General features: G+C 58.2%; 23 protein-coding genes and 1 tRNA gene. 15 read left to right on the top strand and 9 right to left on the bottom strand.

The genetic code is table 11. The features are described 5' to 3' along the window. The first annotated feature begins 174 nt into the window (after nucleotides 1–174). The 3 genes from A37O_RS0110705 to mfd all read left to right on the top strand — a co-directional run bounded on the left by A37O_RS0110705 (nucleotide 175) and on the right by mfd (nucleotide 6,289). Entirely contained in the window at nucleotides 175–1,743 is a 1,569-nt protein-coding gene (locus A37O_RS0110705; RefSeq protein ID WP_018297496.1) for a multicopper oxidase domain-containing protein, read from the top strand. 261 nt (nucleotides 1,744–2,004) lie between these two features. Continuing rightward, nucleotides 2,005–2,613, top strand: coding sequence for a TetR/AcrR family transcriptional regulator (locus tag A37O_RS0110700; protein ID WP_026196314.1), 609 nt, complete (start codon nucleotides 2,005–2,007; stop codon nucleotides 2,611–2,613). Nucleotides 2,614–2,665: 52 nt separating this feature from the next. Further along, nucleotides 2,666–6,289 carry a transcription-repair coupling factor gene (gene mfd, locus A37O_RS0110695; protein WP_018297494.1) on the top strand — a complete coding sequence of 1,208 codons (3,624 nt, stop codon included), beginning with the start codon at nucleotides 2,666–2,668 and terminating at the stop codon, nucleotides 6,287–6,289. A 15-nt stretch (nucleotides 6,290–6,304) separates the two neighbouring features. Here the strand turns inward: mfd and A37O_RS0110690 are convergent, their stop codons facing one another. Further along, on the bottom strand, nucleotides 6,305–7,759 hold the full coding sequence (locus A37O_RS0110690) for an amino acid permease (RefSeq protein ID WP_026196313.1): 1,455 nt from the start codon (nucleotides 7,757–7,759) through the stop codon (nucleotides 6,305–6,307). 89 nt (nucleotides 7,760–7,848) lie between these two features. Here A37O_RS0110690 and A37O_RS0110685 point away from each other — a divergent pair. Further along, nucleotides 7,849–7,925: transfer RNA gene (locus A37O_RS0110685), tRNA-Leu, on the top strand. 3 nt (nucleotides 7,926–7,928) lie between these two features. Here A37O_RS0110685 and A37O_RS0110680 read toward each other — a convergent pair. Continuing rightward, nucleotides 7,929–8,909: a suppressor of fused domain protein gene (locus A37O_RS0110680; protein WP_033378091.1), complete on the bottom strand. Its 981-nt coding sequence runs from the start codon at nucleotides 8,907–8,909 to the stop codon at nucleotides 7,929–7,931. A 147-nt stretch (nucleotides 8,910–9,056) separates the two neighbouring features. Here A37O_RS0110680 and A37O_RS0110675 point away from each other — a divergent pair, with 147 nt between their 5' ends. Continuing rightward, a complete protein-coding gene (locus A37O_RS0110675) occupies nucleotides 9,057–9,890 on the top strand; it encodes a Bax inhibitor-1/YccA family protein (RefSeq protein WP_018297491.1) in 834 nt (277 codons plus the stop codon). Nucleotides 9,891–10,079: 189 nt separating this feature from the next. After that, entirely contained in the window at nucleotides 10,080–10,841 is a 762-nt protein-coding gene (locus A37O_RS0110670) for a maleylpyruvate isomerase family mycothiol-dependent enzyme (RefSeq protein ID WP_018297490.1), read from the top strand. On the opposite strand, the gene A37O_RS15385 is transcribed toward A37O_RS0110670, so the two are convergent. The 3 genes from A37O_RS15385 to A37O_RS0110655 all read right to left on the bottom strand — a co-directional run bounded on the left by A37O_RS15385 (nucleotide 10,838) and on the right by A37O_RS0110655 (nucleotide 12,386). Continuing rightward, nucleotides 10,838–11,164 carry a hypothetical protein gene (locus A37O_RS15385; protein ID WP_018297489.1) on the bottom strand — a complete coding sequence of 109 codons (327 nt, stop codon included), beginning with the start codon at nucleotides 11,162–11,164 and terminating at the stop codon, nucleotides 10,838–10,840. The genes A37O_RS0110670 and A37O_RS15385 overlap by 4 nt on opposite strands. 68 nt (nucleotides 11,165–11,232) lie before the next feature. Continuing rightward, nucleotides 11,233–11,754, bottom strand: coding sequence for a transcription elongation factor GreA (gene greA, locus A37O_RS0110660; protein WP_018297488.1), 522 nt, complete (start codon nucleotides 11,752–11,754; stop codon nucleotides 11,233–11,235). A gap of 161 nt (nucleotides 11,755–11,915) precedes the next feature. After that, nucleotides 11,916–12,386, bottom strand: coding sequence for a DUF4307 domain-containing protein (locus tag A37O_RS0110655; RefSeq protein WP_018297487.1), 471 nt, complete (start codon nucleotides 12,384–12,386; stop codon nucleotides 11,916–11,918). Between the two features lie 135 nt (nucleotides 12,387–12,521). Here A37O_RS0110655 and mca point away from each other — a divergent pair, with 135 nt between their 5' ends. The 4 genes from mca to A37O_RS0110635 all read left to right on the top strand — a co-directional run bounded on the left by mca (nucleotide 12,522) and on the right by A37O_RS0110635 (nucleotide 15,866). Further along, nucleotides 12,522–13,409 (top strand): mycothiol conjugate amidase Mca, encoded by an 888-nt coding sequence (gene mca, locus A37O_RS0110650; protein ID WP_026196312.1) that lies wholly within the window; start codon nucleotides 12,522–12,524, stop codon nucleotides 13,407–13,409. Between the two features lie 5 nt (nucleotides 13,410–13,414). Beyond that, nucleotides 13,415–13,717: a hypothetical protein gene (locus tag A37O_RS0110645; RefSeq protein WP_018297485.1), complete on the top strand. Its 303-nt coding sequence runs from the start codon at nucleotides 13,415–13,417 to the stop codon at nucleotides 13,715–13,717. Nucleotides 13,718–13,979: 262 nt separating this feature from the next. Continuing rightward, complete coding sequence (locus tag A37O_RS0110640; protein WP_018297484.1) at nucleotides 13,980–15,074, top strand: 3-deoxy-7-phosphoheptulonate synthase; 1,095 nt, start codon at nucleotides 13,980–13,982, stop codon at nucleotides 15,072–15,074. Between the two features lie 21 nt (nucleotides 15,075–15,095). Next, nucleotides 15,096–15,866, top strand: coding sequence for an isoprenyl transferase (locus tag A37O_RS0110635; RefSeq protein ID WP_018297483.1), 771 nt, complete (start codon nucleotides 15,096–15,098; stop codon nucleotides 15,864–15,866). A gap of 12 nt (nucleotides 15,867–15,878) precedes the next feature. On the opposite strand, the gene coaA is transcribed toward A37O_RS0110635, so the two are convergent. Beyond that, nucleotides 15,879–16,805, bottom strand: a complete 927-nt coding sequence (coaA, locus tag A37O_RS0110630) for a type I pantothenate kinase (protein WP_026196310.1) — start codon at nucleotides 16,803–16,805, stop codon at nucleotides 15,879–15,881. A gap of 113 nt (nucleotides 16,806–16,918) precedes the next feature. On the opposite strand from coaA, the gene glyA reads away from it, so the two are divergent. Next, the gene (gene glyA, locus A37O_RS0110625; RefSeq protein ID WP_018297481.1) at nucleotides 16,919–18,208 is read left to right on the top strand and encodes a serine hydroxymethyltransferase; all 1,290 of its coding nucleotides are present in this window, start codon (nucleotides 16,919–16,921) and stop codon (nucleotides 18,206–18,208) included. A gap of 67 nt (nucleotides 18,209–18,275) precedes the next feature. Here the strand turns inward: glyA and A37O_RS0110620 are convergent, their stop codons facing one another. After that, a complete protein-coding gene (locus A37O_RS0110620) occupies nucleotides 18,276–18,665 on the bottom strand; it encodes a DUF5997 family protein (RefSeq protein WP_026196309.1) in 390 nt (129 codons plus the stop codon). 24 nt (nucleotides 18,666–18,689) lie between these two features. Between A37O_RS0110620 and A37O_RS0110615 the strand changes: the two genes are divergently transcribed. From A37O_RS0110615 to A37O_RS0110600, 4 genes are all read left to right on the top strand, one after another. After that, a complete protein-coding gene (locus tag A37O_RS0110615; RefSeq protein ID WP_018297479.1) occupies nucleotides 18,690–19,328 on the top strand; it encodes a LysR family transcriptional regulator substrate-binding protein in 639 nt (212 codons plus the stop codon). Nucleotides 19,329–19,382: 54 nt separating this feature from the next. Continuing rightward, nucleotides 19,383–20,024 (top strand): LGFP repeat-containing protein, encoded by a 642-nt coding sequence (locus A37O_RS0110610; protein WP_018297478.1) that lies wholly within the window; start codon nucleotides 19,383–19,385, stop codon nucleotides 20,022–20,024. A gap of 153 nt (nucleotides 20,025–20,177) precedes the next feature. After that, nucleotides 20,178–21,530 carry an RNA 5'-3' helicase PhoH2 gene (gene phoH2 / locus A37O_RS0110605; RefSeq protein ID WP_018297477.1) on the top strand — a complete coding sequence of 451 codons (1,353 nt, stop codon included), beginning with the start codon at nucleotides 20,178–20,180 and terminating at the stop codon, nucleotides 21,528–21,530. 70 nt (nucleotides 21,531–21,600) lie between these two features. Then, nucleotides 21,601–22,158 (top strand): GNAT family N-acetyltransferase, encoded by a 558-nt coding sequence (locus tag A37O_RS0110600; RefSeq protein ID WP_018297476.1) that lies wholly within the window; start codon nucleotides 21,601–21,603, stop codon nucleotides 22,156–22,158. Nucleotides 22,159–22,243: 85 nt separating this feature from the next. Here A37O_RS0110600 and A37O_RS0110595 read toward each other — a convergent pair whose 3' ends face one another. Next, a complete protein-coding gene (locus A37O_RS0110595; protein WP_018297475.1) occupies nucleotides 22,244–23,800 on the bottom strand; it encodes an MDR family MFS transporter in 1,557 nt (518 codons plus the stop codon). After that, complete coding sequence (locus A37O_RS15935; RefSeq protein ID WP_169332158.1) at nucleotides 23,794–24,426, bottom strand: TetR/AcrR family transcriptional regulator; 633 nt, start codon at nucleotides 24,424–24,426, stop codon at nucleotides 23,794–23,796. The genes A37O_RS0110595 and A37O_RS15935 overlap by 7 nt, the downstream gene beginning before the upstream one ends. Nucleotides 24,427–24,537 lie beyond the last annotated feature (111 nt).

The raw sequence follows: 24,537 nt of genomic DNA, 5'->3' as shown, positions 1-24,537 counted from the left end.
ATCATGGCACGCATATTTCCTGGGTGCTGGCCGGGATTGCACACTGAAGTGTGCATCGGTGTGCTGCGAGCTGGGGCTACCTGTGCTTCATTGGTAAATGGATCCGGCAGATCATCCGAAAGTAGTATGGTGAATGGAATTCCTTATCCGCTTTCTCACGTTTCAAGGGGTCGTATGTCGAAGCAGCTCCCACACCAACTCTCACGCCGCACCTTTTTCAAGGGGATGTTAGTGCTCACGGCTGGTGCGACTCTCGCAGCGTGTACCGGTCCCGGCGGAGAGGGTCCCGGTGGCACGCAGCGCGACCAGGCAGAGCCGCAAGGATTCGATGCGGACACTAGGCCTTTGCCCATTCCGCCTCTCGACGAAGGTGTGATCGTCGACGGCGTGCGCACTTTTGACCTCACCGCCGCACCCGGGGAAGCCGAGCTCCTCGCGGGAGTGAGTACCGCGACCTGGGGCTTCAACGGCGCGCACTTGGGGCCGACGCTGCGGGCGTCGAAAAGCGATCGTTGCGAGGTCACCATCACCAACAACCTCGACGAAATGACCACCATCCACTGGCACGGCATGAACATCCCGGCTTGGGCCGATGGCGGCCCCCATTCGCCGATCGAACCCGGTGGCCAATGGGTGCCCAGCTGGCAGGTCGATCAGGCGGCCGCGACGCTGTGGTACCACCCGCATCCGCACGGGCGCACGGCCTTGCACTGCTACCGCGGGCTGGCAGGAATGTTCATTATCGACGATGACATCTCCGACGCGCTCGATGTGCCGCGCGAGTACGGGGTGGACGACATTCCGGTTATCATCACCGACCAGAAGTTCACCGATGACGGCCAGCTCGACGAAACTGACGACGCCGTCCTCGGCCTCATGGGTGACACTCCGCTGATCAATGGCCAGGCCAACGTATCTTTCCAGGCAAGCACACAGCGCGTGCGCCTACGGATCCTCAATGCGTCGTCGATGCGCTTTCACAACATTGCGCTTGACGACGACCAACCTTTCCACGTCATCGGCACCGACCAAGGCCTCCTCGACGAACCCCTCGAGGTGGACTCCGCCCTGATCGGCCCTGCAGAGCGGGTAGAAATCCTCATCGAGCTGGAGCCTGGTAAGGACATCACCTTGAAATCGGCCGGGTTGGAATCCAACTTCGGGCTGCCTGACGACGAATACGCCCCCGACTTCCGTTTCCGTGACACCTTCGACCTGCTGCCGATTCTGGCGCCGGCCGAGGACACAGCCGAGGCAGCGGATGTCCCTGTCGCATTGGATCCCGCGGCGAGCGAGGAACCGGACTTGAATGGTGCGCCGGAGCGCGAGTTCTTGTTGAACACCTTTGAAATCAACGGGCAGACCATGGATATGAATCGGGTGGATTTCGTCATCGACCACGAGGGTCCTGAGATCTGGAAGGTCACTAACGAGAACCCGGACTGGCCACACAACTTCCACATCCATGACTCCCGCTTCAAGGTGCTTGGTATTGAAGGCACTGAAGTGCCCGATGTGTTCGATTCGGGATGGAAAGATACCGTTGCGATCCCGCCAAACGCGACGGTGAGCTTGGCCGTCGAATTCGGGTATCACCCTGATCCCACGGTGCCGTATATGTATCACTGCCACATGCTCTATCACGAGGACCAGGGGATGATGGGGCAGTTCGTGATCACGGCGCCGGGCGAGCAAGCGGATCTCAAGCCGATGACGGGAACGCAGGAGCACCACGGGCATTAGGTATGTCGTTTCGACCAACCGGGGCCCCGAGTGTGAACCTAACGCACGACGGAAAACCCAGGTTGGGCATAAAAAAGCTTCCCCACCAGGACTCGAACCTAGAATGACGGTACCAAAAACCGTAGTGTTGCCGATTACACCATGGGGAAAGACGTTCACTATCTTACCGGAACGTCCTTATTTCCCTAATCAGCAGGTCGCGCTATTAATTGGATGAACGCGAAAGCGAATTCACATAGGAAGCAAGATAGGGTGTTGGCTATGGCTCGACAGCGAATGACTGGAAAAGAACGCCGGGAACAATTGATTTCGGTGGGCCGCGCGGTCTTCGCCGAGCGGGGAGTAGATGGCACCTCGGTGGAGGAAATCGCCCAGCGCGCCGGGGTGTCCAAGCCCGTCGTGTACGAACACTTCGGTGGCAAGGAAGGCTTGTACGCGGTCATCGTTGATCGAGAGATGCTCCACCTGGAGTCCGTCATCACGGCTTCCCTGGGTGAGGGCGCCTGGCGTGCGCGCATCGAGCAAGCCGTCATCGCGCTGCTCACCTACGTCGAGGACAACACTGATGGCTTCCTCATCCTTGTCCGCGATCAGGTCCCTGGCGAGGAACGCAGCTATTCCACCCTCTTAAATACTGCAGTCGGCCAGGTATCGCATATTCTTGGGAGTGCTTTTGAGCATCGTGGATTAAACCCAGATCTGGCCACGTTGTATGGTCAGGCGCTGGTTGGCATGGTTTCAAACACTGCCCAGTGGTGGTTGGATGAGCGCGAACCAGGCAAGGAAATCGTCGCGGCGCACATTGTGAATCTGTGTTGGAACGGTTTACGCGGGATGGAAGCTCAGCCGAAGCTGGTCAACGAGTATTAGCGCAGAGTAGTAGCGCGAGAAAATTCAACAGAAGGAATTCAAGGAAAAGTACATGGCGGAGAATCTCCCAGAGCTTGCAGGGTTGTTGACCAAGGCTGCCTCCGACCCGAAGCTGCATGGCCTCGTTTCCCAAATTGGTGTAGAAAAGATGCACGTCACGGGCATCGATCAGGTACGGCCGTGGGCCGCGGGCGCGCTCGCTCGGGAAACTCCGGTTCTGCTGGTCACGGCAACAGGTCACGAAGCAGAAGACCTGACGGCCGAGCTCAAGGCGATGTTGGGGGAGCGAAAGGTAGCGCTCTTCCCGTCTATCGAGACCCTGCCGCATGAGCGTTTGTCGCCGGCGGCAGATGTCGTCGGCAAGCGAAGCGAAGTGCTGCACCACCTGGATTCGCTGCGCGTCGTGGTCACCTCGGCTCGCGGAGTATGCCAGCCGGTGCTGCCTGCGCCTGCGCCGATCGTCGTCGAGCAGGACCACGAGTACGACTTCACCGAGCTCACCGAGCAGTTGACGTATTTTGCGTACAAGCACGTGGACATGGTGGCGGCGCGCGGTGAATTTGCCACACGCGGCGGCATCATCGATGTCTTCCCAACTACCTCCGAGCACCCATTCCGCCTTGAGTTTTGGGGCGACGAGATCACCGATCTGCGCACCTTCGCCGTCGCCGATCAGCGCACCCTCGACGAGGTCGCGCGCGTGGAGATTTTCCCAGCGCGCCAATTGCTTATCGACGACGACGTAGCCGCCAAAGCCGACACGCTGTCCCGCGAGTACCCGTCGAATCCGACTTTGGTGGAGCTGCTCACCCGCATCTCCGAGAAGACCCATGCTGACGGTATGGAAGCCCTGATTCCTGCCCTGACCACCCAGAAACTCTCGGTGCTGCCGGAGCTGATGCCCAAGGGCTCGATCGTGTTGGTGACCTCCCCGGAGAAGGTGCGCACGCGCATCGCCGACTTGGAAGCAACGGATAAGGAATTCCTTGAGGCTGGCTGGGAAGCCGCGGCCATGGGAGCTGACGGTCCGGTCGCCGTGGAGGGCCTAGACCTTTCGGCGTCCTCGTATCGCTCCTATGATTCTCTGGCGGTCTCGGCGAAGAACGCCGGCAATAGCTGGTGGACCTTTGCGCCTCCGGGAATGTTTACCGCCGACGAGACCGAGACCCTGCCACTCGAATTCAGTCCCGCGCCTGCTCCGCATGGCGATCCCAAAGAGATCGAAGCGCTCATGGCGCAGCTGAAGAAGCATGTGGGCGACGGGGGAGAGGCAGCCTTCATTGCACCTGCAAAGGGCACCGTGGACCGGATGGCCGAACGCTTCCGCGAGCATGGGATCTCGGCGCGCATTGCCACCCCTGGCCTGGAGCCGGTGTCGGGCCAAGTCACTTTGTACCAGGCGCTCTCGCATGCCGGTCTGATCTTTACTGGAACGAAGATCCCGCTGGTGGTGGTCACGGAAACCGACGTCACCGGCAACCGCGTCGGCGATATTGCGGGCGCGAAGCGGAAGAAGTCTAGGCGTCGCAACCGGGTGGATCCGCTGGCACTGAAGCCGGGGGATTTTGTCGTGCACGAGACTCACGGCATCGGCAAGTTTGTGAAGATGGCCGAGCGCTCGATCAACGCTGGTGACGAGACCTCACGTCGCGAATACATCGTGCTCGACTACGCGCCCGCGAAGCGTGGACAGCCTAACGACCAACTCTGGGTCCCAATGGATTCGCTGGATCTGTTGTCCAAGTACTCCGGTGGTGAATCACCGACGCTGTCCAAGATGGGCGGCTCGGACTGGAAGAACACGAAAAAGAAGGCCCGCGCAGCGGTGCGCGAGATCGCCGGCGAACTCGTCGAGCTCTACGCCAAGCGCGTCAGCGCGCCGGGCCACGCCTTCGCACCGGATTCGCCTTGGCAGCACGAGATGGAAGACGCCTTCCCGTTCGTGGAAACCGAGGATCAGCTGACAGCCATCGACGCAGTCAAAGGGGATATGGAAAAGCCCGTCCCGATGGACCGCGTGATCGTCGGCGACGTGGGCTTCGGCAAAACCGAGGTTGCCGTGCGCGCTGCTTTCAAGGCCGTCCAGGACGGAACTCAAGTGGCGGTGCTGGTACCGACGACGCTGTTGGCTCAGCAGCATTTCTCCACCTTCGAGCAGCGCATGCAGGGCTTCGGTGTGGAAATCCGTGAGCTGTCACGTTTCACCTCCGCGGCGGACTCAAAGCAGGTGATTAAAGGACTGGCCGATGGTTCCGTCGACATCGTGATCGGTACGCACCGTCTCCTGCAAACCGGCGTGCACTGGAAGAACTTGGGCCTGATCATCGTGGATGAGGAGCAGCGCTTCGGCGTCGAGCACAAGGAACACATCAAGGCACTCAAGGCGCATGTGGATGTGCTGACCATGACGGCGACACCGATCCCGCGCACCCTGGAGATGTCCATGACGGGCATCCGCGAGATGACCTCGATTACCACCCCGCCGGAGGAGCGCCACCCGGTGCTCACATATGTCGGACCCTATGAGGATAAGCAGGTGGCGGCGTCGATTCGTCGTGAATTGCTCCGCGACGGACAGGTCTTTTTCATTCACAACAAGGTCTCCGACATTGAGAAGAAGGCCCGCGAGCTGCGCGAACTCGTCCCCGAGGCGCGCATCGTGGTCGCGCACGGACAAATGGGCGAGCAGCAGCTCGAGCAGACCGTGCAGGGTTTCTGGGACCGCGAATACGACGTGCTCGTGTGTACCACGATTGTGGAAACGGGCCTGGATATCTCGAATGCGAATACCCTGATCGTCGAGAATGCCCAAAACATGGGCCTGTCGCAGCTCCACCAGCTGCGCGGTCGCGTGGGACGTTCCCGCGAGCGCGGCTACGCCTACTTCCTGTATCCGAAGGGTGCGACGTTGTCCGAGACGTCCTATGACCGCTTAGCGACGATTGCGCAGAACAACGATCTCGGCGCAGGTATCGCCGTGGCGCAAAAAGACCTCGAGATGCGCGGCGCCGGCAACGTGCTCGGTGCCGAGCAGTCGGGCCATATCGCAGGTGTTGGCTTCGACCTGTATGTGCGCCTCGTCGGCGAGGCCGTGGAGACTTACAAGGCGCTGGCTTCCGGCGAGGTCGTGGATGCCACCGACCAGGGTCCGAAGGAAGTGCGCATCGACCTGCCCGTGGACGCGCACATTCCGGAGAATTACATCAATTCGGAGCGGCTGCGTCTGGAGCTCTACCGCAAGATTGCGGAAACCCGTGACAACACGGATCTGGACAAGGTGGCCGACGAGATGGTTGACCGCTTCGGTCCGCTGCCCGGCGAGGTGGAGCAGTTGATGGCGGTGGCCAGGTTGCGTCACCAAGCACGGCGCGCCGGGGTAGCCAACATCACGGTGCAGGGCACCCGCATCAAGCTGCACCCGGTGGAGCTACCGGATTCGAAGCAGGTCCGCCTCAAGCGCCTCTACCCAGGGACGACGTATCGGGCTGCGGCGCAGGCGATTCAGGTGCCGTTCCCTCGCGTGGCCAAAGGTGTCAATCAGCCGAACTTGCGCGACACCGAGCTGCTACAGTGGGTGGCGGATTTCTTGTCCGATATCTTCGACGTGGAGAAGATTGCGGTCGATGGGGAGGCAAAGAAGCCTAAGCAGAAGCGCGTTTTCAGCGTGAGTGAGTAAGGCTCCTGCCGCGCCCTAGAGCGCGAGCGTGCCCTGCACGATCCCGGAGATGGCGATCCCCGAAGCAACAAGGATGATCGCCACGACCACCCACTCGAAGGTGTTGAAAATGCGTTCGCGGGTGTTGATCCGGGTGAGCACGTAAGGAACCAAACCTGGTGCAACAGCGAGCGCGCCGTAGAGCACGTAGACGGGATCGGCGGCGTAGAACAGCCACACCGAATACACCATGGCGAGTAGGCCGATGACAAAGTGTCGGCGATTAGTCTCGGTGTCTACGGCGGGCCCGGAGTCGTCGAAACGCGTGCCCGCATGCGGGTGAGAAATTCCCTTGCCGCGCACGGTCAGAAGGACCAGATAGAGCGCCGAGAACAAATACGGCACGAGATAGAGGACCGTGGCCAGCTGAACCATTGAGGTGTATGCGGCCTCGGAGATGAAGAAGACGATCACCCAGAGCTGAATCACGATCGTGGATACGAGCTGGGCGGCCCATGGCGCACCGTTGTTGTTGGTCTTGCCGAGCGCGCGGGGCAGCAGGCCGTCGTAGGCCATCATGGCGACAGGTTCGGCGGCCAGCATCTGCCAGGAAACGTAGGCACCGAGGACGGACAGACATAGTCCGAGAGAAATCAATGCGCCGCCCCACGGCCCTACAACTGCGGTAAGGACCGCGGCCATGGAGTTATCGGGCAGAGCTGCAAGTTCTTCCTGGCTCATGACGCCGTACGACAGGGTGGAAATGGCGACGAGCAGCGCAAGCACGGAGAAGAAACCGAGGAGGGTGGCGCGGCCGACGTCGGCACGCGATTTCGCCTGCTTGGAGTACACCGAGGCACCTTCGACACCAATGAAGACCCATACAGTAAACAGCATGGTGCCCTTGACCTGCTCGAAGATCGAGCCGGAGCCCCAGAAGTCCGTGGTGAAGCGATCCCAGGAGAAGCCGAAGAAGGCCACCAAGAGGATAAAAGCGAGGATGGGCAGGATTTTCGCGACGGTGGCCACGAGGTTCATAAATGCCGCTTGCTTCACGCCACGAGTCAGCAGTGCGAAGATGATCCACGTCAAGGCTGAAACCGAGATCACCGAGACCCAGCGGTTCTCCGAGGAGAAGAAGGGGACATAAAACCCGATGGTGCTAAAGAATAAGGTGGCGTAGCCGACCTGGGCGATCACCGAGCCGAGCCAGTAGCCCCACGCGGAGGCGAAACCGATGAAGTCGCCGAGGCCGGCACGCACATAGGAATAGACGCCGGATTCGAGGTGCGGTTTGCGTACCGCCAAGATCTGGAAGACGAAGGCGATGGACAACATCCCCACCGCAGTGATTGTCCAACCGATCAGCGAGGGCCCCGGCGCTGCTGCCGATGCGATGTTTTGTGGGAGTGAGAAGATGCCCGCGCCCACGGTGGAACCAATGATTAAGGCCATCAGCGACCACATTGAGACCGAATGGTTTTTTGTCATTCGAGAAAATCTACCCTTAACAGGCAGAAGGCGGAAATGGACCCCGATGTTTGTCTCAGCGCTTCGGCACCGTATTATTTAGAAAGCTAGCCCCCATAGCCCAATCGGCAGAGGCAGTTGACTTAAAATCAATCAAGTCTGGGTTCGAGTCCCAGTGGGGGCACCAATTTTAACGATTCGGGTCGATGACCTGGATCGTTATCGGCTGCGTGGTCATGGCGTAAGTACCCGGCGCGGAGTCGAAGACGGCAAGGATTTCCGCCGCGAGCTGCTCAGAAACGGGTAGGCCCAGGTGGTCGTCGGCAAGCACTGGCTCGCCCTCACCCGGCACCACCTCGATCCATTTCTTGCGACTGACCAGCGCAAAACTCCTTCCAAACCGAATGCGATAGCGCACTGCCCGCAGCAGCTGCTCGGCGGCCACGGAGGTGATATCGATGCGCAGCGCGGGGTCGTCGGTGAAGTCAAGGTAGTCAGCCATCGCAGCGCTTAGCGACGAGCCCTGTTCATCCGTGGCCTTCTCCAGAATTTGGTGGGCCTGCGGGTTTTCCCGCAGCGATTCTCGCATCGGATGCGTGAGTCCGAGTGGGTAATAGTTTCCCAAAACACCGGCGAATTTCCGGGCGTCCCAGTTCAAGGCATCGCCTAAGTCGCGCGCGGTAATCCCGATGGCGTAGGTGAATCGGACGGGGCCGGTTTTCGTTTCGACGATCCCGAGTGCGGGGTCATTGATGAAGATGAGGGCGGAGAGGGTGGAATCGTCGATAAGCGGAACGCCAAAATCCATGTGGTGGCCGGGCTCGAGATCGTTTCCGGTGCTGTCGAGGTACGTGGCGACGCGATTGAGTAGCATAGCTGGCCACGCGGGAGGCAGGGGCTCGTCCGCGGCAACCCTGATGGTCAGCTCCGTTTGGGTACCGGCGATCGGCGTTCCCGAATGCACGCGGGAAATACCAAACGTGGTGTAGAAGTAGTGTGGCTCAATCTCGCTGTTCTCTGGGGAGCGGAAACTGAGCACGGGAGCATCACCGTACTCATACACAATCGGATCTTGCTCGCCGTATGCCTTTATCAATGCTGCCTTGATCGCGGTGCCACCAAGCTTTGGGGCAAAGCGCGAGCGTTTGAACACCCTATTCCACTCACTCATAGGCTCTAGGTTAATCCTGCATTGAAATTAATACTGTGATGTGTCACACACGTGTAGGGTGACGTGGGAACCTTTAGGCTTTAAACTGCGTTACACCTTGTGAACATTGATATTCGCAAAAGCTCTATAGAAAGGAAACGGGTTATCGTGCGCAGTAATAATCCTGTTTTATCGAACCTACCCGCCTCCCAACAACAGGGTGGCTACGGCTACCAACAGCAGTCCTACGGTAGCTACCAGGGCTACCAGCAGGGTTACCAGCCACAGCAGCAGGCACCTGCAAACGAGCGCCCCATGACCGTTGACGATGTGGTGACCAAGACTGGTGCCACCTTGGGCGTCATTATTGTCTTTGCACTGATTAACTTCTTTATCGCAGCGACCGGCAATGTTGGATTGGCCATGCTGCTCACCGTCGTTGGTGGTATCGGTGGCTTCATCACCGTGCTGGTGCATTCTTTCGGTAAGAAGTACGGCTCGCGTACGGTCACTCTCATCTACGCGGCATTCGAAGGTCTCTTCGTTGGTGGCCTGTCGCTGCTCCTCTCTGGCTGGACCATTGGCAACGAAAACGCTGGCATGATGATCGGCCAGGCAGTCCTGGGCACTGTTGGCGTTTTCCTCGGCATGCTGTTCGTGTACAAGACCGGCGCAATCCGCGTGACCCCGCGGTTTACCCGCATCGTCACCGGCGCGATCATTGGCGTGGCCGTGCTCGCATTGGGTAACTTCGTTGCAGCAATCTTCTTCGACTTCAACATTCTGCGCGACGGTGGCCCGATTTCGATCATCTTCTCGCTTGTCTGTATCGTTCTGGCTGCCGTGAGCTTCCTCAACGACTTTGATGTTGCAGATCAGCTGATCCGCACCGGCGCACCGTCCAAGATGGCATGGGGTGTCGCCCTCGGCCTAGCAGTGACCCTGGTGTGGCTCTACACCGAGATCCTGCGCCTGCTGTCCTACTTCACCAATAGGGACTAGCCGACCACCTTTTCATAGCGGGCTCCACACCAAATTGGTGTGGAGCTTTTTGTTGCGCCACCTCGAAGAATGGGAGGAAAAAGGTATTGAGAATTGGTAAATGAGCCGATTAAAATATTCCTCAATAGCGATTTACCTTGTGTGCCTCATTCCAAAAATCCGATTGGAAGACCCCGAAAGGGCACCGCCATGAAAAAGAAGAAGAGCTCCACGGACAAAGAACTCTGGCACGCAATTGATGCTCAGCGGGAGCGCGTCGCAGATCTGTTGGACAACTTAGAAGCAGGGGAGTGGGAGCAGCCTTCGCTGTGTGCAGGCTGGACCGTAAAAAACGTTGCAGCACACTTAACACTGCAGCAAATGAGCCTGCCGCAAGTCATGTGGTTAGCCCTGAGAACACGTGGCAATCTCAACAGCATCATCCACAAGTCCGCGATCCTCAAGAGCAATGCACCGTCCGATCATTACCCGAAAGCAATTCGGAACATGATCGGATCTACAAAACACAACTTCGGTGTGACTCCCCAAGAGACGCACATGGACATCATCGTCCACGGCTTTGATATTGCGATCCCGCTTGGCAAAACCATCGATGTTCCACCACAGGAGGTGCTGCGGGCGGCTAAGCGGGTCTGGTCCTATCAAGGGGCAGGACTAGCCGAGGTCTTTACCCAATTGGGTACTCCCGACCTTAGTTTCAAGGCCACCGACGTTGATTGGCAGGTAGGCAGTGGCCCCGAGGCTCGGGGTCCCGTGGCAGCAATTCTCTTGGTGTTAACTGGGCGTACGGCCTGGTTAGATCAGCTCAGCGGTCCGGGTGCAGATAAACTTCGGGCGAGCGCCGACAAAGCCACGAAAGAAGTCGCCAAAACCGAGAAAGAGGCAAAAGAAAACGTCGCCTCGACTATCAAGTCGAAGCGACGCGCACACACCTCAAAGCGAGAAGCTTAGAACTGCTCGGTGACTACTTCCTGGCCACCCATTTCTAGACCGCTGCCGTCGGTAGCGGTCTCAGGTGCCTGGTTGAGCTCAGTACCATTAGCGTCAGCTTCCTCAGTGGCAGTTGCATTAGCCGAGGTAGTGGACTGAGCAGTGGTTGCCTCTGGGTCCTCAAAACCAGGCTGTCCATTGTTCAGGGAATCTGGGTTCTGGGTCTCCGCAGTAGGGACCTTTCCGATTTCCGAATCGTTTTCGTTCGGAGGGGAGCATGCTGCGATAGCCAAGGCTGCGACAGCCGCCACGGAGGCTGCGGTGAGCTTACGGGAGATACGCATGGGTTTCCTTTTCAAAATATGTAATCGAAATGATTAAAGGTGAATTGGCACCGGGAAACTTGCGCGAACTAGTTCGCGCGAGGTGTTGCTGCCTTATCAGAATCATACGGCTCTGCAGAGACGATTGTTACCGAAATCTCGCGACCATTTGGCGCAATGTAGGAACGAGTCTCGCCCTCAGCAGCACCAATCACAGCAGCGCCGAGTGGGGACTGCTCGGAGTAGGTCTCCAGGTCCTTGTTGCCCGTCGATGCAGCGCGAGTACCGATCAGGAATGTTTCCTTATCGTTCTCGTCGCCGTCGTAATACACGTGCACGACGGAGCCAACGTGAGCCTGACCCTCGATCACGCCGGAGCGCTCGGTGGTGGAGCTGGCAAGGATCTCGGAGATCTGCTTAATGCGGGCTTCTTCTTGGTCCTGCTGCTCACGAGCTGCGTCGTAGCCAGCGTTCTCCTTGAGGTCGCCTTCCTCACGACGCTCATTGATCTCGGCCGCGATGGCGGTACGGTTATCAATCAGCTGCTGGAGTTCGCTCTCCAGCTTGGCCTTCATCTCTGGGGTGATGTACTGCTGTTGGGGCTCAGCCATGGGTGACAAACCTTCCATTGAAACGATTCTGCGACATTTCTGCCGACATTTCTGCGTTGTGGCAGCGCGAGGTACACGCCATAAATGCGCACTTGAACTAACGGGCATTCTAACACAGCCTCAATGTGCTAAAAATTACCCGGCTACCCACAAAGGGTTTTTTAGGAACGAGCCTGATCGTATGTGGGGTTTTCGGTGTTCATGTAGGACGGGACGTTTTCGGAACAGCCGTAAATACCGCCGGAGACGGGGTAGCCGCGCGTGGGCATGTCCACGGCGATGCGCATCTGCGCTTCGCCACCCGCAGGAATGATCACTTCGCGACGACCGACCTCAGCCATGGCATAGTCCAACGAGGTGGCGATGCAATAAGAAGGGATTTCGGTGTTTGAGCGCACGACGTCGATCCAGACCCGGTTGGTGGAATCGTCGATACGCTCATTGGTGACAAAAGAACCTTCGATCGGCGAGTCATCCTTGGTCATAATTCTTGCCGTAGCGGCGATCAGGATAAGAGCGATCGCGACGACCATGATCACGGCGATGACTTTGCCGGCGATGCCTTTGGGCTTTTCTGGAGTGAAGTCCTTCCCATATCGGTCGACGGGGCGGGAAATATCAGGGGTGGACACGACCGAAAAACCTCACAAATTGCAACAGGCGGAGCGAGAGCTCAGTAACGAAAATGACTTTAGCCTTGATCGTACTAAGATTGGTTGGAGTTAACCTAAATCCCCAATTTACAGGATGAGGAAGGTGGAGTTTTAGTGAGCGGCCTACGCCTCATGGCAATCCATGCGCACCCCGACGACGAATCGTCGAAAGGCGCGGCAACCATGGCGAAATACGCAGACGAAGGCAACGACGTGCTCGTTGTTACCTGCACGGGCGGCGAACGCGGCTCGATCCTCAACCCCGCGATGGACCGCCCCGGCGTCCTCGACAACATGGTTGAAGTGCGCCGCGAAGAGATGGCCAAAGCTGCCGATGCCCTTGGTGTTGAACAGATGTGGCTGGGATACGTGGATTCCGGCTTACCTGAAGGGGATCCGCTCCCGCCGTTGCCAGAGGGATGTTTTGCCAAGCAGGACCCAGTAGAGGTGACCAAGTACCTAGTGCAAGTGATCCGCGAATTCCGTCCGCATGTGATCATTACGTACGACGAAAATGGCGGCTACCCGCACCCGGATCACCTGATGGTGCACGAGATTTCCATGCTGGCGTGGGAGAAATCCGGCGACCCAGAATTTGCCCCCGAAGCGGGTCAACCGTGGACACCGTTGAAGTTGTATTACTCCCACGGTTTCGTGCTGCAACGCATGAAGCTTTTCGACGAGCGCCTGCGCGCCGAAGGGAAACGCAGCCCGTACGGCCCGATGATTAAGCGTTGGGAAGAGAATAGGGCGGACATTATGGCTCGAGTGACCACTCAGGTTGAATGTTCGGACTACTTTAGTAATCGTGAGCAAGCACTTCTCGCGCACGCCACTCAGATTGACCCAGCGGGGGCTTTCTTGGCAACATCAGTAGAAGTGCAGCAAGAACTGTGGCCTACGGAAGAGTTCGAGCTCGCCCGCACGCGTGTGTCAACGCACATGCCCGAAGATGATTTATTCGCAGGTATCGCAACCGATGCCGCGAAGGATGAGGATTAAGACCCGTGATTACGGAATTTTTGGCCAGCACCCAGGGCGTTGTCATCGACGTGCTTGCTCAGCAGGAGGACGGTGGCCCGCTCGGCCCCGAATTCGGTAAGGCATCGCCGATTGGCATGCTGATCCTAGTGGCACTTTTGGCAGCGATTCTGACGTTGGGCTGGTTCTTCCATCGTCGCTACTCGCGCTTCAATCGTCGCCGGATGTTTGCGGAGGCACACGGCTTGGACGTGTTCGACACCGAGGCAATAGACAAAGCGATGGCGGAAGCTGGCGTGCTTGACCGCGGCGAACAGTCGAAGTTTTGACCCATTTTCTCGCCTTTGGGTGAAAGCCCTACCCCCGCAGCATGAACTGTGTTATGGTGTGGGGCATGTTCGTACAGCGTTTTTATTTTAGCAAGGCTCTGGGTGGCGTCACCCGGTCTTGTTCTTTGAGCTGACCGAACACACGCTAACTAGAGCCTAAGCAGCACCTCCCCGAAAGGGTTGAGGGGCTGCTTTTTTGCTTGCTTACACCAATTGCATCGCACCCCATCTACACCCGAAACACACAAAAGGAACCACGAGAATGTCTCAACCAGTCTCACTGAGCAATTCGGCCTCCACCTCCAATAAACGGGTCCGCGGCTTCCACCGCCTCCCAAGCCCGCTGGAAATGCAAAACGATCTCCCGCTCGACGAGGACAAGTTGAACAAGGTCGAGCGCGACCGCCAGGACATCGCGGATATTTTCGCCGGCGAGGATGACCGTTTGGTCGTCGTTGTAGGGCCATGTTCGATCCACGATCCCGTCGCGGCTCAGGAATACGCCGATCGCCTCGCACCGCTGGCGAAGCGTCTCGACGAGGAGCTCAAGGTTGTCATGCGCGTGTACTTTGAAAAGCCCCGCACGACGGTGGGTTGGAAGGGCCTGATTAACGACCCCGATCTCAATGGCACCTACCACGTAGAAAAGGGCCTGCGCTTGGCACGCGAGGTACTGACCAAGGTGGTCACCACCGGCCTTCCAACGGCGTGTGAGTTCCTAGAGCCTTCGAGCCCGCAGTACTACGCCGATGCTGTAGCGTGGGGTGCTATCGGCGCCCGCACCACGGAATCCCAGGTGCACCGCCAGCTGGCCTCGGGCATGTCCATGCCGATCGGCTTCAAGAACGGCACCGACGGATCCGTGCAGGTCGCCATCGACGCGGTGAGTGCGGCGCAGCAGCCACACTTCTTTTTTGGAGTATCCGACGAGGGTGTACCCAGCGTCGTAGAAACCGATGGCAATCCGCACACCCACGTCATTCTGCGTGGTGGCACTGACGGCCCGAATTACGACCGGGATTCGGTGGCGTCGGTCGTCGATAAGCTTGGCCCCGATGCGCGCTTGATGATCGATGCGTCGCACGCGAACTCGAACAAGGACCACGTGCGCCAAGCTGAGGTGACGCGCGATGTCGCCGAGCAGATCGCCGAAGGCAATGATCACATCGCCGGCATTATGCTCGAATCCTTCCTCGTTGCGGGCGCGCAGAAGCTGGATCCGGAAAAGTTGAAGATCAACGGTGGTGAAGGCCTCGTGTACGGACAGTCCGTGACGGATAAGTGCATGGATTTCGACACGACTGTGGATTTGCTGGAAGATCTGGCTCGCGCGGTGCGCAAGCGCAGGGAAAAGTAGGAACCCGCTACACTGAATAATGTGAATGTGCTTGAACGATTGATGTATCCGCTCTACGAGCGGAGGCTTCGCCGTGAGCTGCGCGGCAAGCCGCAACCGAAGCACATTGCCGTGATGGCGGACGGGAACCGGCGGTGGGCCCGTGAGGCAGGCTTTACAGATATCTCCCACGGGCACCGCGCTGGCGCGAATAAGATCGGCGAGCTGGTGCGCTGGTCCGCGGAGACTGAGGTAGAAGTCATCACCATCTACCTGCTGTCTACAGAGAATCTGCAGCGCACGAGGGAAGAAGTCGAGCTGCTCTTCGACATCATTTCCGATGTCATTGACGATCTTGCCGCCGACGATCAGACCTGCAAGGTGCGCCTCGTGGGCCACCTCGACCTTTTGCCACCCGAGGTGGCGAAGCGGATGCAAGATTCCGCCGCGGCGACTTCCGAGCGTCCCGGGCTGACCGTAAATATTGCTGTTGGTTACGGCGGGCGCCAGGAAATCGTCGATGCGGTCAAGACGCTTATCGACGAAGAGGTGGCTGCAGGGACCCCTGCGGATCAACTAGCAGATGCCGTGACAGTGGATTCGATTTCCAAGCACGTCTACACCAAGGGACAGCCTGACCCAGACTTAGTAATTCGAACTTCCGGTGAGCAGCGACTTTCCGGGTTCTTATTGTGGCAGTCGGCGTATTCGGAAATCTGGTTTACTGATACCTACTGGCCGGCGTTTCGAAAGATTGACTTCATGCGGGCATTGCGAGACTACTCCCAGCGCTCGCGCCGCTTTGGTAAATAATCGCTGATCAACCTACATCTTGCGCATGCTTACACGCTGCACCAAGTGGTCATACCCCTTGTGCAGTATGAGGGAAGCACGAACCCTTGTGGGCAGGATATTTTCCATCAAGTTGGGCAAGTTAATCGATTGCCAAATTTCGCGTGCGGTGTGTGATGCCTTCGCCTCGTCCAAGTGGGCGTAGTCGGCGAAGTGGGCGCCCGGCTGGCGGAAGGCGGTGTGGCGCAGCTTCAGGAAGCGCTCGATATACCAATGCTCGATGTCGGTGGTACGTGCATCGACGTACACCGAGAAATCAAGCAGATCACTGACCATCAACGTTGGTCCCGTCTGTAAGACGTTGAGTCCCTCCAAGATGAGAATGTCCGGGCGGTCGATGATTTGAAACTCGTCGGGGAGAATGTCATACGCCGTGTGCGAATACACGGGCGCGTGCACATTGGGTTTGCCGGACTTGACGTCAGTGACAAAGCGCAGCAGCGCGCGGCGGTCGTAGGACTCGGGAAAGCCTTTTCGAGACATTAACTTGCGGCGTTCCAACTCGGCGGTGGGGAGAAGGAAACCGTCGGTGGTGACTAGATCTACCCGCGGATGGGTGTCCCACCGCTGCAGGAGAACCTGCAGCAAGCGAGCGGTCGTCGATTTCCCGACCGCCACCGAGCCCGCGACGCCGATGATGAACGGCACTCGAACTGATTTCTCGCCGAGGAACGTTTCCGTCGCGGCGGTGAGTTCCTGTCGCGCGGAGATTTGGAGGTGAATCAAACGCGAAAGAGGCAGATAAATGTCTGTGACCTCGTTGAGATCAATATTCTCGCCCACGCCACGCAACGTTTCCAGTTCCTCTGCAGAGAGCACCTGGGGCATCGTTGCGCGCAGTTCCCTCCACGCATCTCTGTCAAAATCTAGGTAGGGACTGGAGTCCGTGCTGCGAGCCATAGTGTTAATTGTCCCACTTCTTGCCTAAGCACTAGACCTTGACCCCGCTGAGTTCACCCGTGTCGTAAGATACACAGGAACTACTCGCTCTTTGAAAGGTCGGCAACGATCCCATGACAGACAACGTGTTGAACCAGGAGCTGGCGGAACTCGATCCTGAGGTGCACGCACAAATCCTCAACGAGATTTCCCGCCAGCGCAACACCTTGGAAATGATTGCTTCCGAAAACTTCGTTCCGCGCGCGGTGCTGCAGGCACAGGGTTCGGTCCTGACGAACAAGTACGCCGAAGGCTACCCAGGCAAGCGCTACTACGGTGGCTGCGAAAACGTCGATGTGATCGAAAACCTCGCAATCGAACGCGCCAAGGCACTCTTCGGTGCGGAATACGCCAACGTTCAGCCTCACTCCGGTGCACAGGCGAACGCTGCAGTGCTGCACGCACTGATCAAGCCAGGCGACACCATCCTTGGTCTGTCCCTGGCACACGGTGGACACCTGACTCACGGCATGAAGGCGAACTTCTCCGGTCGCCTGTACAACGTTGTTGCCTACGAAGTTGACCCAGAGACCATGCGCGTTGACATGGACAAGGTCCGCGAGCTGGCCATCGAGCACAAGCCACAGGTCATCATTGCTGGCTGGTCTGCTTACCCTCGTACCCTGGACTTCAAGGCATTCCGCGAGATCGCCGACGAGGTCGGGGCCTACCTGTGGACCGATATGGCTCACTTCGCAGGCCTGGTTGCAGCTGGCCTGCACCCAAGCCCAGTGCCTTACTCGGACGTTGTGTCCACCACCATTCACAAGACCATCGGCGGCCCACGCTCCGGCATGATCCTGGCGAAGGAAGAGTTCGCAAAGAAGCTCAACTCCGCAGTCTTCCCAGGCCAGCAGGGTGGCCCACTGATGCACGCAGTCGCTGCGAAGGCAACCGCGCTCAAGGTTGCAGCGTCCGACGGCTTCAAGGACCGTCAGGCACGCACCCTCGAGGGCGCACGAATCCTGGCTGAGCGCCTGACCGCGGATGATTGTAAGGCTGCTGGCGTTGACGTGCTCACCGGCGGCACCGATGTGCACTTGGTCCTCGCCGACCTGCGTAACTCGGAGATGGATGGCCAGCAGGCAGAGGATCTTCTGCACGAAGTGGGCATCACCGTGAACCGCAACTCCGTGCCTTTCGACCCACGTCCACCAGCCGTCTCTTCCGGCCTGCGCATCGGTACCCCGGCGCTGGCTACCCGCGGATTCGACGCAGCGGCGTTCACCGAGACCGCAGACATCATCGGCACCGCGCTGGCCGCAGGCAAGAACGCTGACGTAGCAGCGCTTCGTGCACGCGTGGAGAAGCTCGCCGAGCAGTACCCACTCTACGAAGGCCTCGAAGACTGGAAGATGGTCTAAGAAGCACGCGAATAAAGGCCCGATCCCTGCAGCAGCGGGGATCGGGCCTTCGTCGTGAAGCGAGCGATTAGCTATCTGCGTCCTGTCCGTCAGCACCGTCTGCACGCTCAGCAGCGAACGCAGTGCGAGCCTGGCTCAACCACTCGGGCTGGTTCGCCAGGAGTTCCTTGATCTCAGCGGTGGTCAACGGCTGATCCAGGTCATTGCGCTTCAGCGCGGTAATCGAGATACCCAGCTTCCGAGCAACCTCGGGGCGGGGGTGTGGGCCCTCCAAACGCAGCTGCTTGAGCCACTCCGGTGGATTGGTTTGCAGATCGCGCAATTGGCCGTGGGTGACGGCGCCGTCCTGGAATTCCTGAGGAGTTGCGGGCAGGTAGATACCGAGCTTCTTCGCTGCGGTTGCGGGTTTCATGGCGGTGCCGGAAGGCTCGCCATCGAAGTTGAAATCTTCACTCATAACCATGACGGTAGCATTAACGCCATGTTGACCCTTGCGTTTGTAACCGGAACAGAGCCTGCGAAATGGTTCCGCAGATTCCGCGACTCCACCTCGCATGGGTTGACCACGCGCGATTCCGACGATGCGTTCGCCGCATTGCAGGCAGGAGAGGCCGAGTTAGCGCTCACAAGGCTCCCGGACGTCCGGGTTACGGACGAGTTCTTCGTCGTCACGCTTTACGACGAAGAACCAGGCGTGGCGGTTCCAAAGGAATCGGTCTATGCGGAGGTGGGAGAGGCCGTGCAACTTCGGGACTTGGACGGCGAACATATCAACGAGTACGACACCATCGACGAACTGCGGGCAGCTTTGCAAGTTGTCGCGGCGAACGTCGGAATCGCCTTCGGGCCTAAGCCCCTGCTGAAGGTGTTGTCGAAAAAACAGGTCGTTCCGCTGACGCTCAAAGGAGGCAGCGAACCTGTGACGATTATCGCTCTGGTGTGGAGAAAAGCCGAGGACTCGGACGCAATTCAGGATTTCGTTGGCGTCGCGAAGGGCAGAACGTTGAACTCGTCGAGGGCCGCGGCGCCGAAGCGAACAGCGAAAGAGAAACGCTTAGCGAAAGAAGCTCGCCGTGGAAATCAGTCCCCCCAATATAGGGGGAGAAAGAAGCGCAGTTAACTAAAAGTTCGGATACTGGGAAAAGTAATCGACCCCACATGAAAGGATCTTTCGATGAAGCGCACACTAGCAACTGTCATTGCAGCGGTCACCATTGCGGGTGGGTTGGCTGCATGTACCTCTGATGGAGGAAGCTCTAGCGACGGGTCGGGCGACGCCTCGGCAACGACCGGCGCGGAAGCCTCTGGCGGTGCAGACGCATCGGCATCCGATTCTGCGGACTCCTCCGATTCCGCAGATGCCTCTGAGTCCGAAGGCGCAACTGATGGTGCAGACGCTGAGGGTGAAGACGCCGAAGGTGCCAATGGCGCCGAGGGCGCAGACGGCGAAACTGTAGAGCAGCAGACTGCAGATGGTCAGTCCGTGCTCATCCCTGCGGACTTCAAGTCTGCCATTGATGAAGTATCGGGTGAATGGGGCGACCCAGAGTCCATCCAGCAAGAGGATAACGGCGCCTTGGCAACGTTCGCCGAGGAGAACCTGCTCGCATGGTCCGAGGATTCCGGTGCGGCACCACTCGTGGGCATGATCGGCCAGACGTGGGCTGATCAGGGTGGCCTGACCAACGAAATCGGTCTGCCAACCGCGCCAGAGGAAACACTTCCTGACGGCGGCTGGACCCAGACGTTCACCAACGGTGTGATCAACTGGGTCAACGAGGGTGGCGAGTGGACCGCCCAGGTTGAGCCTAACTAGTGTGCGACCCTTACCCTTGAGCAGAGGGTAAGGGTTCGTAAGCAAAAGTTCATCTTCCAACAATGTAATTTACACCTTGCTTCCCTACCGTCGGGGTTGTCCGGAAAATCATCGAGCTATTACCGAACAGCAGCCGACTAGGGGAGCAAGCCCATGTTTGAACCAACTGTCACCGAACGCGAATTCACTCCAGATGTCTCAGATGTCACGGAAAACCAGACGGGGGTGAAGACATACGTACTAGATACCTCGGTGCTGCTGTCAGACCCCTGGGCGCTTCGGAAGTTCGCAGAACACCACGTAGTACTCCCGCTTGTGGTCATTACTGAGTTGGAAGCAAAACGTCATCACCCAGAGCTTGGCTGGTTCGCCCGCCAAGCTCTTCGTTTATTAGAAGAGCTTCGCCTGGACTACGACCGCCTTGACCAGCCCGTTCCAGTCAACGTGGACGGCGGCTTGGTCCGGGTGGAACTGAACCACCAAGACCAGTCACTGCTTCCAGTGGCATTCCGGGGCACCGAGGGCGATCACCGCATCCTCGCCTGTGCGCTCAACCTGATGCACGAGGGCAATGATGTCGTGCTCGTGACCAAAGACGTTCCGCTGCGCGTCAAAGCCGGCACGGTGGGTCTTGCTGCCGACGAATACCGTGCGCAAGATGTCGTCCTGACCGGCTACACCGGCATGGCAGAGCTCGAGGTGTCCGGGGAAGACATCGACGAACTCTTCGCCACCGGTTTCCTTGCCATCGACACCGATGACTTGCCCGTGCACTGCGGTGTCACCTTAAACGCTGGCACGCAATCGGCACTTGGCCGTGTGGCACCCAACGGCGGTGTTCGCCTCGTTCGCGGTGACACAAACGCCTTCGGCTTGAATGGTCGCTCCGCGGAACAGCGGATCGCGCTCGATCTCCTCACCGATAACAGCGTGGGTATTGTGTCCATCGGTGGCCGCGCCGGCACCGGTAAATCGGCCCTAGCTCTGTGCGCTGGCCTCGAAGCTGTGCTCGAGCGCGGGGAGCACAAGCGCATCGTCGTGTTCCGCCCGCTCTATGCCGTAGGCGGGCAGAACCTGGGCTACCTCCCAGGCAGCGAAACCGAGAAGATGAATCCGTGGGCGCAGGCCGTCTACGACACACTCGAGGGTGTGGTGTCCGACAACGTCATGGAAGAAGTCATGGCGCGCGGTCTGCTCGAGGTGTTGCCACTCACACACATTCGAGGCCGCAGTCTCCACGACACTTTTGTCATCGTCGACGAAGCGCAGTCGTTGGAACGCAACGTCTTGCTCACGGTGCTGTCTCGCCTGGGCCGCGGTTCTCGCGTCATCCTGACTCACGACGTCGCGCAGCGCGACAACCTGCGCGTTGGCCGTCACGATGGTGTCCAGGCCGTAATTGAGAAGTTGAAGGGCAATGAGCTTTTCGCGCACATCACGCTGAACCGTTCGGAGCGCTCGGCGATCGCGGAATTGGTCACGGATCTCTTAGAAGACGGACACTAAACCCACGCGAGCGTTCGCTGGCTGCGAATATTTTGCGCGACTTTCAACGTTGGGGTAAAAATTGGGAGTTATGACCAAGGCTGGCTTCAATCTTCGACCAGTGCGCCCGGAGGACTATCCCCAGGTGCGTGCGATCTACCAAATGGGCCTCGAAACAGGTAATGCTACTTATGAAACTCAAGGGCCTACGTGGGAGAGATTCACAAGGTCCAAGATCATGGAAACCGTCTACGTCGCCGTTGAAGAAGATGACGACGACAAGGTAATCGGCTGGGTTTCAGCGGCGCCGGCGTCGTCGCGAAGCGTCTTTCATGGCGTTGTCGAAGACTCCATTTACATCCACCCGGATGCCCAGGGCAGGGGAGTCGCCGGTGCGCTCCTTGACCGCCTCATTGAAGTGTGCCAAGAGCTAGACAAATGGGCGATTCACTCCTGGGTATTCCCGGAGAATGAAGGCTCCGCAAAGCTGCATATGTCCCGCGGATTTGAGAAGGTGGGCACCTACCGCCACCTCGCGAAGATGACCTACGGCGAATATGCAGGGCAGTGGCGCGATACCGACGTGTACGAAAAACTCTTGCCGAAACCGGAAGAGAAAGAAATCACCGCCCCCAACTACGAGGTTTAACAAACAAGGTCTAACTACGACGAAAAAGTACCCCAGGCAAATCGCCTGGGGTACTTCATTGTGGAGTGGGAAAGTCCTCTTCCACTTACTCCACAGTGTCCTTGAGCTTGTCCTCGGTGATCGGGAACATGAGCAACATGGCAACAATTGCGAGAGGCACCATGAGCAGGAACACAGGAGTCAACGCGTCGTTGTAGCTGACCATGATGGTCTCGCGCAGCAAGGTTGGGAATTCCAGCACAGCACTTGGAGTCAGCGATCCAGTGCCGCCACTTGCTTCGAAAGCCTGCGCATAAGTCGCGCCCTCGGGGCCCATCTGGGCGAACGTACCAGGCAGGTTGGCCTGCAGTTGGTTGACCAGATTCATCGAGAACATCGAACCGATCAGCGATGCACCGAGTGAGGAGCCCAGCTGGCGGAAGAAGTTGTTCGCCGCGGTAGCGGTACCCACCATGGTAATCGGGAAGGAGTTCTGCACGATGAGTACGAGTACCTGCATGACCAGACCAAGGCCGAAGCCAAAGACAAAGAAGTAAAGGCCGATGGTGACCAGCGACGTCTCGACGGTGAGAGTGGAGAACAAGAAGAGCGCCACTGCCACAATGGCCATGCCGATGATGGGATAAATCTTGTAGTTACCGGTGCGGGTAATCACAAAGCCCACCACGGTCGAAGTGCCCAACATGCCGAACATCATCGGGATCATCATCAAACCTGCGTTGGACGGCGACATACCGTGCACCATCTGCAGATACGTTGGCAGGTAGGACAGCGCGCCGACCATCGCCAGGCCCAGGACCATGCCACCGGCCGTTGTCAGGACCATGTTGCGGTTCTTGAACAGCTCCATCGGAATCAGAGGATTCTCAGCGCGTAGCTCGACGAGCACGAAGGCGATCGCTGCAACAACGGTCAGAGCGATGAGGCCGAGAATCGTAGGTGACGACCACTCGTATTGGTTTCCGCCCCAGGTGGTAAAGAGAATCAGGCTCGAGGTTGCCACGGCCATAAGAAGGGTCCCCAGCCAGTCGAAGCGCATGCGTTCGTCGGAACCCGTGCGCAGTCGAAGGACGATCACGCAGATGATGATGGCCAGAATACCAATCGGGATGTTCATCCACATGCCCCAGCGCCAGCCAGGACCGTCGGTGAACCAGCCACCAAGGACCGGGCCAAGAACCGAGGAGACGCCGAAGGCTGCACCCATCAGGCCTTGGAACTTGCCGCGCTGTCGGGCAGGGATGATCTCAGCAACGATGGACTGAGACGTCACCATCATGCCGCCAGCGCCGAAGCCCTGAATTGCGCGGCCGATAACAAGCAGAACCATCGAATCTGCAAAACCACCGAGCGTGGAGCCGATCACGAATACCGTGATGCCGAAAATGTACAGCCACTTGCGGCCAATCATGTCGCCGACCTTGCCGAAGATCGGCATGGCAATGGTCATGGTGACCAGGAATGCCGAGATGACCCAGCTCATATGCTCAACGCCACCGAGTTCGCCAACGATGGTTGGCAGGGCAGTGGAGAAGATCATCTGCCCCAGCGAGCTCATCATCATGGTGGTGATGAGAGCGGTGAAGATCAGACCGAGTCGAGGTGCGGCGGCAGGCTCGCGGTCAGTCCTTGTTTCTACCAAGTTAACTCCTTAGAAAAGCGGGCGGAAAGCGCCGCCGCATTGAGTAGTTGATCGACCTCTGAAGCGGTATCAGTCGGTTCGAATTCCGGGTGAAGCAAATAGACACCCACTGCGTTCATCACGCTCATGAACACAAAGTGGATTTCAATGGAGACAGGTTCGTGCTCAAGAACCCTGTCTTCGGGGAAGTTACTGTAATGACGCTCGAGTGAATGAAGAGCGGGCTTCATTGCACTGCGAACTCGATTCATTGCGCTAAACGCCAGTGCTTTGTCTTTCGCAATGATCCGGCGTTGACGACTCTCGAATCCGCTGTCGATCGGATCCGCGTTTACGGCGATCTCAGTAATCACGAGCGCAACAACATTATTAGTTTGGGTGGTGGCAATCCGTTCATGCGCTGCTGGTGGCAGTGCAGGAGGAAAAGCTCCAAGAACGAGATCGTCCTTGGAGTTCATATAGTTAAAGAAGGTACGACGTGAGATGTCGGCGTTTTCACAAATGCTTTCTACGGTGACGCTGTCAAAGTCCTGCTCTTCCATGAGTTTCAGGGCTTCGTCGATAATGCGTCTCCGCGTGTGGCGACGTTTTGTCTCACGCACTCCCTCATCAGAAGAAATGCTCACCGAGGACATGTTACACCCGGTGCAATATTTGTCCAGTTTACTGCGGTAAGATGATGATCTCTCAACAAAGCGAATGTGATGGACGTCGCCACCACGGCTCATCTTTCACAA

Origin of the sequence: Corynebacterium lubricantis DSM 45231 (assembly GCF_000379425.1) — a bacterium.
Taxonomy (GTDB): Bacteria; Actinomycetota; Actinomycetes; order Mycobacteriales; family Mycobacteriaceae; genus Corynebacterium; species Corynebacterium lubricantis.
The sequence above is the reverse complement of the archived record's forward strand: the minus strand, read 5'-3'. Positions and strand labels throughout refer to the sequence as shown.